General features: G+C 74.3%; 14 protein-coding genes. 2 read left to right on the forward strand and 12 right to left on the reverse strand.

Features of this window, described 5'->3' with window-relative positions:
* Nucleotides 1-309: 309 nt before the first annotated feature.
* Together ACIRFH_RS00240 and ACIRFH_RS00245 are read right to left on the reverse strand one after the other, a co-directional pair.
* Nucleotides 310-1,443: a carbohydrate kinase family protein gene (locus tag ACIRFH_RS00240; RefSeq protein ID WP_403516641.1), complete on the reverse strand. Its 1,134-nt coding sequence runs from the start codon at nt 1,441-1,443 to the stop codon at nt 310-312.
* A gap of 272 nt (nt 1,444-1,715) precedes the next feature.
* On the reverse strand, nt 1,716-3,005 hold the full coding sequence (locus ACIRFH_RS00245; protein WP_403516108.1) for a glucarate dehydratase family protein: 1,290 nt from the start codon (nt 3,003-3,005) through the stop codon (nt 1,716-1,718).
* 204 nt (nt 3,006-3,209) lie between these two features.
* Between ACIRFH_RS00245 and ACIRFH_RS00250 the strand changes: the two genes are divergently transcribed.
* A complete protein-coding gene (locus ACIRFH_RS00250; RefSeq protein WP_403516111.1) occupies nt 3,210-3,992 on the forward strand; it encodes an IclR family transcriptional regulator in 783 nt (260 codons plus the stop codon).
* Between the two features lie 173 nt (nt 3,993-4,165).
* Nucleotides 4,166-5,515, forward strand: a complete 1,350-nt coding sequence (locus ACIRFH_RS00255) for an MFS transporter (RefSeq protein WP_403516114.1) — start codon at nt 4,166-4,168, stop codon at nt 5,513-5,515.
* Nucleotides 5,516-5,518: 3 nt separating this feature from the next.
* Here the strand turns inward: ACIRFH_RS00255 and ACIRFH_RS00260 are convergent, their stop codons facing one another.
* From ACIRFH_RS00260 to hrcA, 10 genes are all read right to left on the reverse strand, one after another.
* On the reverse strand, nt 5,519-6,517 hold the full coding sequence (locus ACIRFH_RS00260) for an adenosine deaminase (protein WP_403516117.1): 999 nt from the start codon (nt 6,515-6,517) through the stop codon (nt 5,519-5,521).
* 20 nt (nt 6,518-6,537) lie between these two features.
* On the reverse strand, nt 6,538-7,443 hold the full coding sequence (locus ACIRFH_RS00265; protein ID WP_403516120.1) for a ribonuclease Z: 906 nt from the start codon (nt 7,441-7,443) through the stop codon (nt 6,538-6,540).
* Between the two features lie 16 nt (nt 7,444-7,459).
* Nucleotides 7,460-7,813: a histidine triad nucleotide-binding protein gene (locus tag ACIRFH_RS00270; protein ID WP_403516123.1), complete on the reverse strand. Its 354-nt coding sequence runs from the start codon at nt 7,811-7,813 to the stop codon at nt 7,460-7,462.
* Between the two features lie 252 nt (nt 7,814-8,065).
* On the reverse strand, nt 8,066-11,305 hold the full coding sequence (locus ACIRFH_RS00275) for a S41 family peptidase (RefSeq protein ID WP_403516126.1): 3,240 nt from the start codon (nt 11,303-11,305) through the stop codon (nt 8,066-8,068).
* 87 nt (nt 11,306-11,392) lie between these two features.
* Nucleotides 11,393-11,935, reverse strand: a complete 543-nt coding sequence (locus ACIRFH_RS00280) for a hypothetical protein (RefSeq protein ID WP_403516128.1) — start codon at nt 11,933-11,935, stop codon at nt 11,393-11,395.
* An 88-nt stretch (nt 11,936-12,023) separates the two neighbouring features.
* Nucleotides 12,024-12,416, reverse strand: a complete 393-nt coding sequence (locus ACIRFH_RS00285; RefSeq protein WP_403516131.1) for a VOC family protein — start codon at nt 12,414-12,416, stop codon at nt 12,024-12,026.
* A 68-nt stretch (nt 12,417-12,484) separates the two neighbouring features.
* Nucleotides 12,485-13,234 (reverse strand): 16S rRNA (uracil(1498)-N(3))-methyltransferase, encoded by a 750-nt coding sequence (locus ACIRFH_RS00290; RefSeq protein ID WP_403516135.1) that lies wholly within the window; start codon nt 13,232-13,234, stop codon nt 12,485-12,487.
* The gene (locus ACIRFH_RS00295; protein ID WP_403516138.1) at nt 13,231-14,361 is read right to left on the reverse strand and encodes a nitronate monooxygenase; all 1,131 of its coding nucleotides are present in this window, start codon (nt 14,359-14,361) and stop codon (nt 13,231-13,233) included. Before ACIRFH_RS00295 ends, ACIRFH_RS00290 begins: the two co-directional genes overlap by 4 nt.
* Before the next feature lie 110 nt (nt 14,362-14,471).
* On the reverse strand, nt 14,472-15,608 hold the full coding sequence (gene dnaJ, locus ACIRFH_RS00300) for a molecular chaperone DnaJ (protein ID WP_403516140.1): 1,137 nt from the start codon (nt 15,606-15,608) through the stop codon (nt 14,472-14,474).
* On the reverse strand, nt 15,609-16,625 hold the full coding sequence (hrcA, locus tag ACIRFH_RS00305; protein ID WP_403516143.1) for a heat-inducible transcriptional repressor HrcA: 1,017 nt from the start codon (nt 16,623-16,625) through the stop codon (nt 15,609-15,611).
* Nucleotides 16,626-16,653 lie beyond the last annotated feature (28 nt).

Consider the following 16,653-nt stretch of genomic DNA (forward strand, 5'->3'; position numbering starts at 1 on the left):
GGCCCCACTCGGCACGCCGGCCACGCGGCGGCAGCCGCACATCGACCCAGCCTCGACCCGCACGTGAAGGTCGCCAAGGACCGGCAGCGCGACCCGAAGCAGCTGCGCCGGCTCGGGTTCCGACCGGCCCGGCCGGCTGCCGTACGCCGGCCCTCCGGCCCCACTCGGCACGCCGGCCACGCGGCGGCAGCCGCACATCGACCCAGCCTCGACCCGCACGTGAAGGTCGCCAAGGACCGGCAGCGCGACCCGGAACAGCCGCGCCGGCTCGGGTTCCGACCGGCCCGGCGATCCCGGCCGTCCGGGTGGTCAGGCCGGGCGGCGGAAGCCGATGGTCGGGACCGCCCGGCGCAGGGGCCACGGCCTGACCGGTTCGTCCGGGACCAGGTCCGCCAGGAACGCGTACCGGCTCAGGGCCGCCGGGTCCTGCCCCTCGACCGACTGGACCTTGCGCCACCAGGTGGCGATCTCGGACCAGCCCGGCGCCGACAGGGAGCCGCCGAACTCCTGGACGGAGAGGGCGGCGGTCAGCCCGGCGAAGGCGAGGCGGTCGGCGAGCGGCCAGCCGGCCAGGGTGCCGGTGACGAACCCGGCGACGAAGACGTCCCCGGCGCCGGTCGGGTCCAGGGCCTCCACGGCGATGGCCGGGACCTCGGCGCTCTCCCCCGTCCGCCGGTCCACCGCGTAGGCGCCGTCCGCGCCGAGGGTGACCACCGCGAGCGGCACGTGCTCGGTCAGGGCGTGCGCGGCGGCGCGGGGGCAGTCGGCACCTGTGTAGCGCATGGCCTCCTCGGCGTTCGGCAGGAACGCCTCGCAGTGCGCGAGGTCGGCCAGCCCGGCCAGGTCCCAGGCGCCGGTGTCGTCCCAGCCGACGTCGGCGAAGACGCGGGTGCCCTGCGCGGCGGCCTGGGCGATCCACGGGGCGCTCACGCCGGGCGTGAGGGAGGCGATGGCGGCCCGTGCGCGGGGCGGGCAGTCGGGGGCCGGTTCCTCGGGCGGCGGCTCGTGGCCGTGGGAGACCATCGTGCGCTCCCCCTCGTACGCCATGGAGACCGTCACCGGCGAGTGCCAGCCGGGCACGGTGCGCGAGGGGGTCAGGTCGATGCCCTCGCCCTGGGCGAGCGCGTCCCAGCAGTAGTCGCCGTAGTGGTCGTCGCCGAAGGCCGCGGCCAGCGAGGTGCGCAGGCCGAGGCGGGCCAGCGCGGTCGCCATGTTGGCCACGCCGCCCGGGCTCGACCCCATCCCGCGCGCCCAGGACTCGGTCCCGCGCACCGGGGCGGAGTCGAGCCCGGTGAAGATGACGTCGAGGAAGACGGTGCCGGTGAGATACACGTCCCAGGGCGGGTCCTGCGGGGTGCGCAGGGCGGCCAGGGGATCGACCTGTGCGTGTCGGTGCGATCCCCCGCCCTGCGGGTGGCGGTGTGTTCTCTCGTCGGCGGACATGGCGGTCATGACGGTCACGTCGGACGCCGCGGACCCGGTGGACGCTGTCACGGTGCGCTCCCTGGCATGGTGCGGATCAGGCCAGTGTGCACCACGCCGCCGGAACGCGGTGGCGTTCGCGCCGGTGGGTGTCAGGCCGCCGCGGAACCGGGTGGGTCCCGGCCGCGCCGGGGTCCGCACCCGGCCGCGGGGACGCCGGCCGCCACGGCCGGGTGCGGCCCCGGGCCCGATCGGCGGTCACGGCCGTACGAGGGGCGGGGCGACGCCGCCCGTCACCAGCGCGGCACGGACGGGGTGACCCACTCGGGGTCGGCGACCCGCATCGCCGCCGCGTCGTCGCGGTCGCGGAGGGCGCCGTCGTCGTCGAGCCAGCGGCGGTGCAGGAACTCCAGCCGGTCGCGGTCGAGTTCGACGCCGAGGCCGGGGGCGTCGGAGACGGTGACCCTGCCGCCGTCGAAGGGGAGCCGTTCGGTGAGGACGTCCTCGGACTGCCAGGGATAGTGGGAGTCGCAGGCATGGTGGAGGTTCGGCACGGTGGCCGCCACGTGGGTCATGGCGGCGAGGCTGATGCCCAGGTGGGTGTTGGAGTGCATGGAGACGCCGACGCCGAAGGCGCGGCAGACGGCGGCGAGTTGCTGGGTGTTGCGCAGCCCGCCCCAGTAGTGGTGGTCGGAGAGCACGACCTGGACGGCGCCCTTGGTGAACGCCTCCCGGATCTCGGTGAACGTCGTCACGCACATGTTGGTGGCGAGCGGCACCCCGGTCCTCGCGGCGACCTCGGCCATCGCCGGGGTGCCGAGCGCGGGGTCCTCCAGGTACTCCAGGACGTCCCCGAGTTCCGCGGCCACCTTCAGCGAGGTCTCCACGGACCAGGCGCCGTTGGGGTCGAGGCGCAGGGGGTGTCCGGGGAAGGCCTCGGCTAGGGCCTTGACGGCGGCGATCTCCTCCTGCGGCGGGAAGACGCCGCCCTTGAGCTTGAAGGACGTGAAGCCGTACCGCTCGGTGAAGGCGCGGGCCTGGGCGACGACGCCCGCCGGGTCGAGGGCGGCGCCCCAGTCGTCCTTCTCGCAGGCCACGCCCTCGGGGTGACGGGCCCACTTGTAGAACAGGTAGGCGCTGTACTCGACGGCGTCGCGGACCTTGCCGCCCAGCAGCGCGTGCACGGGCAGGCCGAGCGTCCTGCCGAGGGCGTCGAGGCAGGCGACCTCGAAGCCGGAGACGACGGACAGGCGGAGCTTGTCGGCGGTCTGGACGCCGCGCAGCCCGCCTACGTCGACCTGGCCGGAGACACGGGAGGAGTCGACGGCGACCTCGTCGGCGAGCGTGAACAGGCCGTTGAGATCGCCCACCTGCCGCCCCACCAGCTTGTCCGCGAAGGGGCGGGCCAGCTCCAGGTACTTGGTGTCGCCGTAGGTCTCGCCGACGCCGGTGACCCCGTCGGCGGTCTCCACTTCCACGATCAGGCGGGGGGTGTACGGCTGGTGCACGCCCTGGGTGTTGAGCAGCGGCGGGTCGGCGACGAGGATCGGCGTCAGGCGGACGTCGGCGACGGTGAGGTTCACGGTGCGGCTCCTGCGGGTCGGGTCCGGCGGTGAGCGGGGTCTTGGGCGCGGCCGGTCCGGCGGCCGACGGGCCGGTGAGCGGGGCACCGCGCTCGCCATCACCCGCTGTCTCTGTATGTAGATGACGTCCACGTACGGAGATGGAGAGTAGAGAGGTGGACGACAGGCGTCAATGGGCGGGCGGCGCCCGTCTACGATCGGCGCATGTCGGAGACAGGCGGCGTCCGCGAGGTGAAGTCGGCGGCGCGCACGGTCGGGCTGCTGGAGGTGCTGGCCGCGCGCGGGGACCGCCCGGCCCGGCTCCAGGAGCTGGCGGACGAGCTGGACGTGCCGCGCAGCTCGATGTACGCGCTGCTCCAGACCCTGATCTCGCGCGGCTGGGTGCGCACCGACGTCACCGGCTCGCTGTACGGCATCGGCATCCGCGCCCTGCTCACCGGCACCGGCTACCTCGACTCCGACCCCCGGGTGCGGGCGGTGCGGCCGTACCTCGACGCGGCGTCCGAGGCACTGGGCGAGACGATCCACCTGGGGCGGCTCGACGGGCGCGACGTGGCCTATCTGGCGACCCGTGAGTCGCACGAGTACCTGCGCACCATCAGCAGGGTGGGGCGCAGGCTGCCCGCCCACGCGGGCGCCCTCGGCAAGGCGCTGCTGGCCGAACGGCCGGACGCGGAGCTGCCCGAGGGTCCGTACGAGGCGCTGACCCCGCGCACGCACGCCGACCGGGAGTCCCTGGCGGCCGACCTCGCGGAGATCCGGGAGCGCGGCTGGTCCGTCGACCGCGAGGAGAGCGTGACGGGCATCGTCGGCTTCGGCTTCGCGCTGCGCTACGAGGCCCCGGCCCTGGACGCGATCAGCTGCTCGGTGCCGGTGGCCCGGCTGACGCCGGATCACGAGGCGCGGATCGTCGCGGTGATGAGGGAGATCCGGGCCAAGGTGGAGGCGTCGGTTCCGGCCGGGGGCGGCTCGGTCCACTGGCGGTGACGCCCGCTTCTACCCAGATTCCGGAACACCAAACAGCACAGTGACTCAGATCACACCCCCTCGCCTGTTTTCCGCCTCCCCGCGCTTGATACAAATTGCGCGCGCGTTCCTGTCCGTCGACGGTCGTCGCCCCCTCCCCTCCCACGTCCCTTCCGCATGCCCCGGGAACGCCCGTGTTCGCCCCCCGCACCACCCCCTGGCCCCTCGTCGCCCTTTTCACGGCCGGATACCTTCCTCCCTACCTGCTGCCCACCACCGTCGGCAGACTGGACACCGGTCTGCCGCTGACCGCCACGCAGGCGGGCGCCGTCGGCAGTGCGCTGCTGCTGAGCTCGGCGACCGCGGGCTTCCTGCTCGCCTCCCGGGTGCAGCGGATCGGCGCCCGCACCCTGGCCCGGTCCGGGCTCGTCCTGGCGGTCCTCGGTTACGGCTCCGCCGCGCTCACCACCGCCGTCCCGGCCGTCGTCGCCGGCGCCGTGCTGGGCGGTTTCGGATCGGGCACGGCCACCACCGTCGCCGCCACCCGGATCGCCGCCGAGCGGGACCCGCACCGCGCCTCCACGCTGGGTCTGCTGACCGTGTCCGCGCTGGCCGGCGCGGTGTATCTGACGGTGCCGCACCTCGGCCGGGCGCACGGTCTGCCGCTGGCCGCGATCGCGCTGACCGCCCTCGCGGTGTGGCCGCTGACCGGCCGGCTGCCCGGCGGCACGGCCACGTCACCGGCCGCGCACGACACGGGCGTCACCCCTCCGCTCCCCCGCCGTCGCTCGGGACCGGTCCTGGCGGCCACCGTGATGTGCTGGTCCCTCGCGCAGAATTCGCTGTGGGGCGTCAGCGGCCGGATCGGGCTGACGCAGGCCGGTCTCGGCGATGCCGCCCTCGGGGTCGTCTTCGCCGTCGCCCTGGGCGCGGGCCTGGTCGGCGTCCTGGCGGCCGGCGCGCTCGGGCCGCGGCTGGGGCGGGCGATGCCGATCGGGGCGGGCACGGTGCTGATCGCGTGCTGCATCGCGGTGAGCGCGTCCGCGACCACGCCCGTGACGTTCGCGGCCGGCGAGATCGCCTGGAACACGGTGTACCCGGTCGTGCTGTCGTACCTGATCGGCCTCGCCGCCTCGCTCGACCCGCGCGGCCGGTGGGCGGTGCTCGTCGGGTCGGCGTCCTCGCTGGGCACGGCGGCCGGTCCGCTGACCGGCAGTGTGCTGTCGGCGCAGGCCGGTTACCCGGGCATGGGTCTGGTCCTCGGCGCCGGTCTGCTCCTGGCCGCCGTGCCGATGACGGCCGTCGCCCTGCACACCGGCGGACGCCCGCTGCTGCCCGGCGCGGTCCGCCGCCGCGGCGGCACCCCGGCCGCCCTGGTCGCCGCCGCCACCGGCACGCCCAGCGGTGCCGTGCCCGAGGTCGGCGCCCCGGAGCAGCCGGTCGTGGAGATCGACGTGGCGGCACCCGCCGTGCCGGTGCGGCGCGCCTACGACACGGCGGGCCCCCGGGCGGCGGCGACCGCACCGGGGTCCGGAACGGGCTGAGTCCTACTCCGCCGGGAAGGCGTACGCCTCCACCTCGGCCAGGCAGCGCGCCCGCAGCTCCTCGTCGTCCTCCAGGAAGGAGGCGAGGAAGGAGTTGCGGGCCAGCTCCCGCAGCCGCTCCTCGGTGAGGCCGAGCGCGGCGCGCACGGCGTCGACGTTGTCGCCCGCGTAACCGCCGAAGTAGGCGGGGTCGTCGGAGTTGACCGTGCACATCAGCCCGGCGTCGAGCATCGCGGGCAGCGGGTGGTCGGCGAGGGTGTCGACCGTGCGCAGCCGGACGTTGGACAGCGGGCACAGGGTCAGCGGGACGCGGTCGCGCACCAGCCGCTCGACCAGCGCCGGGTCCTCCATCGCGCGCAGCCCGTGGTCGATCCGCTCGACGCCGAGCACGTCCAGGGCCTCGGTGACGTACTCCGGCGGCCCCTCCTCGCCCGCGTGCGCGACGCGGCGCAGGCCGAGGGCGGCGGCGGCCTCGTACACCTCGCGGAACTTCACCGGCGGGTGGCCGACCTCGGCGGAGTCCAGGCCGACGCCGGTGATGCGGTCCAGGTACGGCTTCGCGGCCTCGAGGGTCGCGAGGGCCGACTCGGCGGACTCGTCGCGCAGGAAGCACATGATCAGCCGGGTGGAGACGCCGTGCTTCTCCCGGCTGCGGCCCAGCGCCCGCCACAGGCCCTCCACGACCGTGCCCATCTCCACGCCCCGGGCGAGGTGCGCCTGCGGGTCGAAGAAGATCTCCGCGTGGCGTACGCCCTGCGCGGCGGCGCGGGCCAGGTAGGCGTCGGCCAGGTCCTCGAAGTCCCGCTCGGTGCGCAGAACGGCCATGAGCTCGTAGTACAGGTCCAGGAAGGACTGCAGGTCCTCGAACCGGTACGCCTCGCGCAGGGCGTCCGTGTCCGCGTAGGGCAGGGCGACCCCGTTGCGGGCGGCCAGCTCGAAGGCCAGCTCCGGCTCCAGGGTGCCTTCGATGTGGAGGTGCAGTTCCGCTATCGGCAGGGGCATCAGAGCATCGTACGGCGGTTTCACCGACGTTTCGGAACCGGTACGCGCATGAGGTCCCGGGCCACGGTCAGCTCGCCCTCGTAGCCGGCGGCCCTCGCCTGCCGCTCGAACTCCTCGGGGTCGGAGTAGCGCTGGCTGAAGTGGGTCAGCACGAGGTGGCGCACGCCCGCCTCCCGGGCGGTCCGCGCAGCCTGGCCGGCGGTCAGGTGGCCGTGGTCGGCGGCGAGTTCCTCGTCCTCGTCGAGGAACGTCGACTCGATGACCAGCAGGTCGCAGCCCTCGGCCAGCTCGTGCACCCCCGCGCACAGCCGGGTGTCCATGACGAACGCGAACCGCTGGCCGGGGCGGACCTCGCTGACCTCGTCCAGCGGGACACCGCCGAGGGAGCCCTCGCGCTGGATGCGGCCGACGTCGGGGCCCTCGATGCCGTGCGCGGCCAGGCGCTCGGGCAGCATGCGCAGGCCGTCGGGCTCGGTGAGCCGGTAGCCGTACGACTCGACGGGGTGCGAGAGCCTGCGGGCCTCCAGCGTGTAGGCGGGGGTGACCACCAGGGGTCCCTCCGTGTCGACCGGGGCCTCGGTGAGGGCGACCGTCTCGCGGTAGGCGGTGGCGTACCGCAGGCGGTCGAAGAAGCGCTGCCCGGAGCGCGGGTAGTGGGCGGTGACCTCGTGCGGGACCCGGTCCAGGTTGATGCGCTGGATCACGCCGGCGAGACCGAGGCTGTGGTCGCCGTGGAAGTGCGTGACGCAGATCCGGTTCAGGTCGTGGGCGGCGACCCCGGCGCGCAGCATCTGGCGCTGCGTGCCCTCGCCGGGGTCGAACAGGATGCCCTCGCCGTCCCAGCGCAGCAGGTAGCCGTTGTGGTTGCGGTGGCGGGTCGGGACCTGGCTGGCGGTGCCGAGGACGACGAGTTCGCGTACGGACATCGTGGGTCGTCCGGGGCTATCCGGGGGGCCATTGGAGGCCGCGGCCGCCGAGGACGTGGGCGTGGGCGTGCCAGACGGTCTGGCCGGCGCCGCTGCCGGTGTTGAAGACGATGCGGTAGCTCTCCAGCTTCTCGCCGTCGGCGACCGCCTGGGTCTCGCGCAGGACGTCCGCGGCGAGTTCCGGGGCGCCGGCGGCGAGGGCGGCGGCGTCGCGGTAGTGCGCCTTGGGGATCACCAGGACGTGGGTGGGCGCCTGCGGGTTGATGTCGCGGAAGGCGATGGTGGTGTCCGTCTCGCGGACGACCGTCGCGGGGATCTGGCCCGCGACGATCTTGCAGAACAGGCAGTCGTCCTGTGGCTCGCCGAGCATGGGCGCTCCTTACGGTGGTGATCTTCTGGGGGCATCGTAGCGAGCCCGGGTGCGTGGGGCGCCGGGTGCCGGGGTGGCTGTGGAGGTGGGTGTGCTTGCCCGCGCCTGCGGGATGCCTCCCCCGAAGGGGGTGCCCCCAGCGCCCGCCCGTGCCGCCCTGGGGGTACCTCCCAGGTCCTTGAGGCACTGGGGGAGGCACGACTGCCCGCAGCGGCGGCACGGCTACGGCTACGGCTACGGCTACGGCTACGGCTACGGCAGGCTCGGCGGGGTCTTCGCCGGTGTCGTCTCCAGCGCCTCCAGCGCCAGCCGGATCGCCTCGTCCAGCTGGGGGTCGCGCCCCGCCGCATGGTCCTGCGGCCGCTGCGGGACCTCCACGTCCGGATCGACGCCGTGGTTCTCGACGCCCCACCCCTGGCCCTCCAGCCAGAACGCGTACTTCGGCTGCGTGATCAGCGTCCCGTCGACCAGCCGGTAACGGCTGTCGATGCCGATGACCCCGCCCCAGGTGCGCGTGCCGACGACCGGCCCGATGCCGAGCGCCTTGATCGCCGCGTTGACGATGTCGCCGTCGGAGCCGGAGAACTCGTTGGCGACGGCGACGACCGGGCCGCGGGGCGCGTCCATCGGGTAGCTGAACGGCCGCATGCCGCGCGGCACGTCCCAGCCGACGATGCGCCGGGCCAGCTTCTCCACGACCAGCTGGGAGGTGTGCCCGCCGCGGTTCTCGCGGACGTCGACGACCAGGCCCTCCCGGACGACCTCGACGCGCAGGTCGCGGTGGAGCTGGGCCCAGCCGGAGCCGACCATGTCGGGCACGTGGAGGTAGCCGAGCCGGCCGCCGGACTTCTCGTGGACGTAGGCGCGGCGGTCGGCGACCCAGGCGTGGTAGCGCAGGGGCTCCTCGTCGGCGAGGGGGACGACGACGGCGTGCCGGAGGTCGCCGCCGCCCGACGGGGAGATGGTCAGCTCGACCGGCTTGCCGGCCGTGCCGACGAGCAGCGGGCCGGGCCCGGTGACCGGGTCGACGGCCTGTCCGGCGACCGCGACGATCGCGTCGCCGGCCCGCACCGCGACGCCGGGAGCGGCGAGCGGGGAGCGGGCGCCGGGGTCGGAGGTCTCCGAGGGCAGGACGCGGTCGACGCGCCAGGTGCCGTCCTCGTGACGGGAGAGGTCGGCGCCGAGCAGGCCCTGCCGGGCGCCGCCGCCGTGGCCGCCGCGCGGGGTGACGTAGGCGTGCGAGGTGCCGAGCTCGCCGTGCACCTCCCACAGGAGGTCGACCAGGTCGTCGTGGGTGGCGAGGCGGTCCAGGACGGGCCGGTAGCGGTCGAGGACGCCGTCCCAGTCGACGCCGTTCATGTCGGGCCGCCAGAAGTTGTCCCGCATGATGCGGCCGGTCTCGTCGTACATCTGGCGCCACTCGGCGGCCGGGTCGACGGTCTGCCGGATGCGGCCCAGGTCGACGGTGATGTTGGTGTCGCTGTCCTCGTCGCCGGAGGCCCGCCGGTCGCTGGGGACGACCTTGAGGCGTCCGTCGGTCCACAGCAGCACCCGCTTGCCGTCGCCGCTGACCTCGAAGTGGTCGGCGTCGCCGGCGAGGTGCTCGACGCGCTGCTGGGCGAGGTCGTAGCGCTCCAGCTCGGTGTGCGGGTCGGGGTCGTCCGGCTTGGCGCGGGAGGCGCCGAGGACGCCGATGACCGGGTGGCGCAGCCACAGGACGCCGTCCTTGGCGGCGCGCAGCCCGGTGTAGCGGGCGGCCTCCACCGGGAAGGGCACGATGCGGTCGGCGAGGCCCTCGATGTCGATGCGGGTGGTGGGGGTGCCCTCGCTGTCGGGGGTCTCGTCGCGGTCCGGGGTCTCGAAGGGGCGGCCGTGGCGCTGCGGGCCGAAGGGCGAGGGGGTGGTCGCGGCCAGCGGGATCAGGTACGGGCGGGCGCCCTCGACGAAGGCCAGGTCGAAGACGTGCTCGTCGTAGACCGGGTCGAAGGAGCGGGTGGAGAGGAAGGCGAGGTGCTTGCCGTCCAGGGTGAAGGCGGGCGAGTAGTCCCTGAAGCGCAGCGGGGTCGCCTCGGCGACCGACAGGTCGGTGGTGTTGGCGAGTTTGAGCTGACGCAGCGGGGAGGGGCCGGGGTGGGACCAGGCGAGCCAGGCGGAGTCGGGTGAGAAGACGAGGCCGGAGGCGTCGCCGTCCTCGCTGCGGTCGACCTCGCGGACCTCGCCGGTCTCCCGCTCGACGAGCAGGACGCGTCCGTCGTGCGAGGCGACGGCGGCCCGGCTGCCGTCGGGGGCCATGGCGAGGTTCAGGACCCGGCCGAGCTGTCCGGCGGCGAGGCGGCGCGGGGTGGCGCCGGGCGCGAGGCCGGTGGCGGGCGCGAACTCCAGGGCGTCGTCGCCCTCGGCGTCCGTCACCCACACCACCCACTCCTCGCCGTCGGCGCGGAAGGCGCGCGGCAGCCGGGTGCGCACGCCGGGCGTCGCCGCGAGGGCGCGGGCCGGCCCGGAGCGGTGGGTGACCCAGTGGACGCCGCCGCGCACGGCGACGGCGCTGCCGCGCGCGGTGTGGTCGGGGGACGCGGAGCCGAACCAGTGGGCGGCGTTGACGGGGTAGGGCTGGAGGTCGGTGCGGGAGCCGCCGAGCCGGATGTCGAGCCGGCGCGGCTCGGCACCGTCCAGGTCGTCCAGCGTCCACAGTTCGCCGGCGCTGGAGTAGACGACGCGGGTGCCGTCGGTCGCGGCGTGCCGGGCGTAGAAGCCTCCCCCGCTCTCGGCTTCGCTCGAGCGGGAGGTGCCCCCAAGAGGGGTGTGGCGGCGCAGGTCGGAGCCGTCGGCGAGGGAGGAGTAGAGGGCGCCGGTGCCCTCGTGGTCGGAGAGGAAGGCGATCCGGTCACCGACCCAGAAGGGGTACTCGATGTTGCCGTCGAGATCGCCGTGCAGCCGTACGAACTCTCCGTCGTCCTCGGCGTCGATCCACAGCTTGCCCGCCGTACCGCCCCGGTAGCGCTTCCACCAGGCGGCCTCGCGGCCCATCGGCGCGGACAGCAGCACGGTGCGCGGCCCGTACGCGACGTCGCCGACGGGCCCGTACGGCAGGGTGGCGGCGGGTCCGCCGTCGAGCGGGACGGCACGGGCCCAGCTGCGGCGCAGGCTGGCCTGCCCGTAGCTGCTGAGGGCGAGGACCCGGCCTTCCGGGGTCCAGCCGCGCACCTGGGTCTTCAGGTTCCCCCAGTGCGTGAGGCGTTTCGCCGGGCCGCCGTCGACGGGCGCGACGTGCACCTCGGGGGCGCCGTCGCGGGTGGAGGTCCAGGCGACGGTGGTGCCGTCGGGCGAGATGCGCGGGTGGTTCACCGGTACGTTGTCGGCGCTGACCCGCCAGGCCCGGCCGCCGTCGAGCGGGGCGAGCCACACATCGTCCTCGGCGGTGAAGGCGACCAACTCGCCGTGCGGGTGCGGAAAGCGGAGGTAGGCATGCGCTGCGGGCTGAGTCACCCCCACAGCCTATGCAGGGGCGAGGGCCGATCGACAGGGGGCGGGATCACTTCCCGCCCGGCGTCCGGGAGCGCAAGGACCGCGCCGGGCGGGCTACTTGCCCTCCACGGGCCGGCAGTGCGGATCGTCCGGGCACCAGATGGTCCGGGTGACGGTGACCGTGGGTCCCGGCCCGTCCTGGCCCGGCCGGTCCGCGGGCGGGGAGGCCCCGGCGGCGCAGTCGCCCAGTCCCTTGACGTGGAACCACTCCTTGCCGCCCACCTCGGCTCTCAGGTCGCCGCGCACGCAGGCGCCGTCGACGACGCGGGTGATCCTGCCGTCGACGGTGATGTCCTTGCCGTCGTCCGTCTTTCCCTCGCAGTGGACGGAGGCGACGGTGTTCCCGCTCGCCGAGGCGGTGGCGCCGTCGCCCTCGAAGGAGGCGGTGCACGTGAGCCACCGCACCTCGGCGTCGCGCCGGACGAGTTCACGGGTCACGGTCCGGTCGGTCGTGTACGCCACCGCAGCCGTGCTGAGCCCGCCCGGGTCGCAGGCGACGAGTCCGCCCACGACGACGACCGCGCCGACGGCCACCGGCACGGCGCGGCGGCCGCGCGGCAGGGCCGGGATGCGTCGAATGCGCCTCAATGCCCCCATGGAGGGCAGCCTGCCACCGGACCGGCGGGCGCGGTAGAGCGCATACGGCCATGCGCGCGCCGCGCGTGAGCGGGTACGCCCGCGGTGCTCACGGGCGCGGCGACAGCCACTCCTGGAGTTCCACCAGGTTGCCCTCGGGGTCCTTCAGGTGGGCGACGCGCATACGGTCGGTCATGGGGGCCGGTCCGTGCAGCAGGACGGCTCCGCGGGCGACGATCTCCTCGCAGCAGGCGCCGAGGTCGTCCACGCGCAGTACCACCAGGGAGCGGTGGCCGGTGGCCTCCTCGGCCAGGTCGCCCAGTATCCGGGCCATCATCGTCCGGTCCTGCAGGGCGATGCCCGCGGAGCCCGAGGCGGGGCTGAACTTCTCGTACGGCCCGTGCTCCGCGCCCGACTGCGGCTTGAGCCCCAGGACGTCGGCGTAGAAGCGGTAGCAGGCGGCGAAGTCGGTGACGAACAGCCGGACTTGGGTGAGTTCCACGATGCCCCCCACGGGTTCGCGACCGGCGGGCCGGACGGCGGTTCACGCGGTGCGCCGGCGGCGGCCGGTCAGGACCAGCGGCCGGTGCGGCCCAGCAGCAGGGCCGCCGCCGCGGTCCCGGCGGTCGATGTACGCAGTACCGTACGCCCGAGGACGCACACCCGCGCGCCCGCCTCCCGGAAGAGCGCCAACTCCTCCGGGGAGACGCCCCCTTCGGGCCCGACGACCAGCACGATGTCACCAGTGGTGGGGAGTTCGGCGGCGGCCAGCGGTTCCTCGCCGCTCTCGTGGAGTACGGCGGCGAAGGCCGCGTCGGCCAGAAGTGAGGCGACCCGCTTGCTGCTCGCCGCGTCCGCGACGTCGGGGAAGCGGACCCGGCGGGACTGCTTGCCGGCCTCCCGCGCCGTCGCCCGCCACTTGCCGAGCGCCTTCAGGCCGCGGTCGCCCTTCCACTGCGTGATGCAGCGCGACGCCGCCCACGGCACGATCGCGTCGACACCGACCTCGGTCATCGTCTCGACGGCCAGCTCTCCCCGGTCCCCCTTGGGCAGCGCCTGGACGACGGTGATGCGGGGCTGCTCCGACGGCTCCTCGTGGACGCTGTCCAGGCCGGTCACGACCAGCCGGTCCTTGCCCTCGGCGGCCTTCACCACGCCCTCGGCCCACCGACCGCGCCCGTCGGTGAGGACGACGTCCTCACCGGGCCGCAGCCGCTTCACGGAGACGGCGTGCCGTCCCTCGGGGCCGTCGAGGACGTACTCCCCGCCCGGCAGGTCCCCGGGCAGCAGCGAGTCGACCACGAACACCGGAGCCGTCATCGGTCCGTACCTCCGCTCACGTACCGCGTCAACGCCGTCCCCGCGGACGCGAGTTCGGCCATCAGGACCTCCACCAGCTCACCGGCGGGCAGTTCGCGGGCCATCCGGTGGCCCTGTCCCGCCCACAGCGCCATGCCCTGCGCGTCGCCCGCCTTCGCCGCGGCCTTGCGCAGCGGCGCGGTGAGGTGGTGCACCTCCGGGTAGGCGGCGGGGGCGTAGGGGCCGTGCTCGCGCAGGAAGCGGTTGACCAGGCCGCGGGCGGGGCGGCCGGAGAAGGCGCGGGTCAGTTCGGTGCGGACGAACAGCGGATTGGTCAGCGCGTCCTTGTGCAGGGCGTGCGCGCCGGACTCGGGGGTGGCGAGGAAGGCGGTGCCGAGCTGGGCCGCGCTCGCGCCGGCCGCGAGCACCGCGGCGATCTGGGCGCCGCGCATGATGCCGCCGGCGGCGACGACGGGCAGGCTCACCGCCTCCCGGACCTGGGCGACCAGCGACAGCAGCCCGATCCCGGCGCCGCCGGTCTCCGGGTGGTCGCGGTGGGTGCCCTGGTGTCCGCCGGCCTCGACGCCCTGTGCGATCACCGCGTCGGCGCCGGCCCGCTCGACGGCCCGGGCCTCGTCGGCGGTGGTCGCCGTGACCAGGGTGAACGTGCCGACGCGGTGGAGCGAGTCGACGACCTCGCGGCTCGGCACGCCGAAGTGGAACGACACCACGGGCACGGGGTTGTCCAACAGCACCGCGAGCTTGGTGTCGTAGCCGTCGTCCCGGCCGCAGCCGGGATCGCCCAGCTCGGTCTCGTACCAGGCGGCCTCACCGGCCAGCTGGTGGGCGTAGACGCCGACGGCCGAGGCGTTGAAGGGCGCGGCGTCAGCCGCTCCGGTGGAGCCGGTGCCCGCACCGGGCGTCTCCGGCTGCGGCATGAAGAGGTTGACGCCGAACGGGCGGCCCGTCAGTCCCCGCAGCTGCTTGATCTCCTGGTACATCCCGTCCGCGGTCTTGTACCCGGCGGCCAGGAACCCCAGCCCTCCCGCCTCGCAGACCGCGGCGGCCAACCGCGGCACGGAGACGCCGCCCGCCATGGGCGCCTGCACGATCGGGTGGGGGAAAAGATCGGTCAGTGCGGAGGACATGAGCGCATGGTGTCACGTCCTCCGCACAAGTCCGAATCCGGGCTTCCACCTGCGTACGCCGGGGGCATCCGCACCGCGGAGCCCCCGCCGACGCCCGCCGAACGGGTCGGTCAGCGCCCGTTGAACGCGTCCTTCAGCCGCGAGAACAGCCCCTGCTGACCCGGCTGGAACTGGCCCTGGGGCCGTTCCTCGCCGCGCAGCTTGGCCAGCTCGCGCAGGAGGCGTTCCTGCTCGGGGTCGAGCTTGGTCGGGGTCGTGACCTCGACGTGGACGATGAGGTCGCCCCGGCCGCCGCCGCGCAGATGGGTGACGCCGCGCCCGTGCAGCGGGATCGACTGGCCGGACTGGGTGCCCGGCCGGATGTCGACCTCCTCCAGGCCGTCCAGCGTCTCCAGCGGCACCTTGGTGCCGAGGGCCGCCGCCGTCATCGGGAGGGTGACCGTGCAGTGCAGGTCGTCACCGCGGCGCTGGAACTGGGCGTGCGGCAGCTCGTGGATCTCGACGTACAGGTCGCCGGCGGGGCCGCCGCCGGGGCCGACCTCGCCCTCGCCCGCGAGCTGGATCCGCGTGCCGTTGTCGACACCGGCCGGGATCTTCACCGTCAGGGTGCGCCGGGAGCGGACCCGGCCGTCGCCCGCGCACTCGGGGCACGGGGTCGGGACGACGGTGCCGAAGCCCTGGCACTGGGGGCAGGGCCGGGAGGTCATGACCTGGCCCAGGAAGGACCGGGTGACCTGCGACACCTCACCGCGGCCGCGGCACATGTCACACGTCTGGGCACTGGTGCCCGGGGCCGCGCCCTCGCCGTTGCAGGTGTTGCAGACGACGGCCGTGTCGACCTGGATGTCCTTGGTCGTGCCGAACGCGGCCTCGTCCAGCTCGACCTCGATGCGGATCATCGCGTCCTGGCCCCGGCGGGTGCGCGAGCGCGGACCGCGCTGCGACGCCGTGCCGAAGAACGCGTCCATGATGTCCGAGAAGTTCCCGAAGCCACCGGCGCCGAAGCCGCCGGCACCGCCGCCGCCCGACTGGGACAGCGGGTCGCCGCCGAGGTCGTAGACCTGCTTCTTCTGCGGGTCCGACAGCACCTCGTAGGCGGCGTTGATCTCCTTGAACCGCTCCTGGGTCTTCGGATCGGGATTGACGTCCGGGTGCAGCTCGCGGGCGAGCCTCCGGAACGCCTTCTTGATCTCGTCCTGGGACGCGTCGCGGCGTACGCCGAGTACGGCGTAGTAGTCCGTGGCCACCTACGACTCCGCCAGGATCTGTCCGACGTACCGTGCCACTGCGCGTACCGCTCCCATCGTTCCCGGGTAGTCCATGCGGGTCGGTCCGACCACGCCGAGCTTGGCAACCGCCTCGCCGCCCGAACCGTAGCCCACCGACACGACGGACGTGGAGTTGAGTCCTTCGTGGGCGTTCTCATGACCGATACGGACGGTCACGCCCGGATCCTTCGCCTCGCCGAGCAGCTTGAGGAGCACCACCTGCTCCTCCAGCGCCTCCAGCACCGGCCGGATCGTGAGGGGGAAGTCGTGCCCGAAGCGGGTGAGATTGGCGGTGCCGCCGATCATCAGCCGCTCCTCGTTCTCCTCGACCAGCGTCTCCAGCAGCGTGGAGAGCACGGTGGAGACCGTACCGCGGTCCTCGGCCTCGAAGGCCTCCGGCAGATCCTCGACCAGGCCCGGGACGTCCGAGAACCGGCGGCCCGCGACCCGGCTGTTGAGCCGCGCGCGCAGGTCCGCGAGAGACGCCTCCCCGAACGGCGCCGGACAGTCGACCATGCGCTGCTCGACCCGCCCGGTGTCCGTGATCAGCACGAGCATCAGGCGCGCGGGCGCCAGGGAGAGCAACTCCACGTGCCGCACGGTCGAGCGGGTCAGCGACGGGTACTGCACGACGGCGACCTGCCGGGTCAGCTGCGCGAGCAGCCGCACCGTGCGGGCCACCACGTCGTCGAGGTCGACGGCGCCCTCCAGGAAGTTCTGGATGGCACGCCGCTCGGGCGCGGTCATCGGCTTGACGCCGGCCAGCTTGTCGACGAAGAGCCGGTAGCCCTTGTCGGTCGGGATCCGCCCGGCGCTGGTGTGCGGCTGGGCGATGAACCCCTCGTCCTCCAGGGCCGCCATGTCGTTGCGCACGGTGGCCGGGGAGACGCCGAGGTTGTGCCGCTCGGTGAGGGCCTTGGAGCCGACGGGCTCCTCGGTGCCGACGTAGTCCTGGACGATCGCGCGCAGCACCTTCAGCCTGCGTTCACTGAGCATCGCGCACACCTCCAGAAACCGTCCGCCC

The organism is Streptomyces sp. NPDC093586 (assembly GCF_044764905.1).
GTDB lineage: Bacteria > Actinomycetota > Actinomycetes > Streptomycetales > Streptomycetaceae > Streptomyces.

Bases quoted from the DNA above. Each gene is read 5' to 3' on its own strand.
- ACIRFH_RS00280 (WP_403516128.1), bottom strand. From the start codon at position 11,935: ATGGGGGCATTGAGGCGCATTCGACGCATCCCGGCCCTGCCGCGCGGC.
- ACIRFH_RS00270 (WP_403516123.1), bottom strand. From the start codon at position 7,813: ATGCTCGGCGAGCCACAGGACGACTGCCTGTTCTGCAAGATCGTCGCG.
- ACIRFH_RS00250 (WP_403516111.1), top strand. From the start codon at position 3,210: ATGTCGGAGACAGGCGGCGTCCGCGAGGTGAAGTCGGCGGCGCGCACG.
- ACIRFH_RS00290 (WP_403516135.1), bottom strand. From the start codon at position 13,234: ATGACGGCTCCGGTGTTCGTGGTCGACTCGCTGCTGCCCGGGGACCTG.
- hrcA (WP_403516143.1), bottom strand. From the start codon at position 16,625: ATGCTCAGTGAACGCAGGCTGAAGGTGCTGCGCGCGATCGTCCAGGAC.
- ACIRFH_RS00240 (WP_403516641.1), bottom strand. From the start codon at position 1,443: ATGTCCGCCGACGAGAGAACACACCGCCACCCGCAGGGCGGGGGATCG.
- ACIRFH_RS00260 (WP_403516117.1), bottom strand. From the start codon at position 6,517: ATGCCCCTGCCGATAGCGGAACTGCACCTCCACATCGAAGGCACCCTG.
- ACIRFH_RS00295 (WP_403516138.1), bottom strand. From the start codon at position 14,361: ATGTCCTCCGCACTGACCGATCTTTTCCCCCACCCGATCGTGCAGGCG.
- ACIRFH_RS00265 (WP_403516120.1), bottom strand. From the start codon at position 7,443: ATGTCCGTACGCGAACTCGTCGTCCTCGGCACCGCCAGCCAGGTCCCG.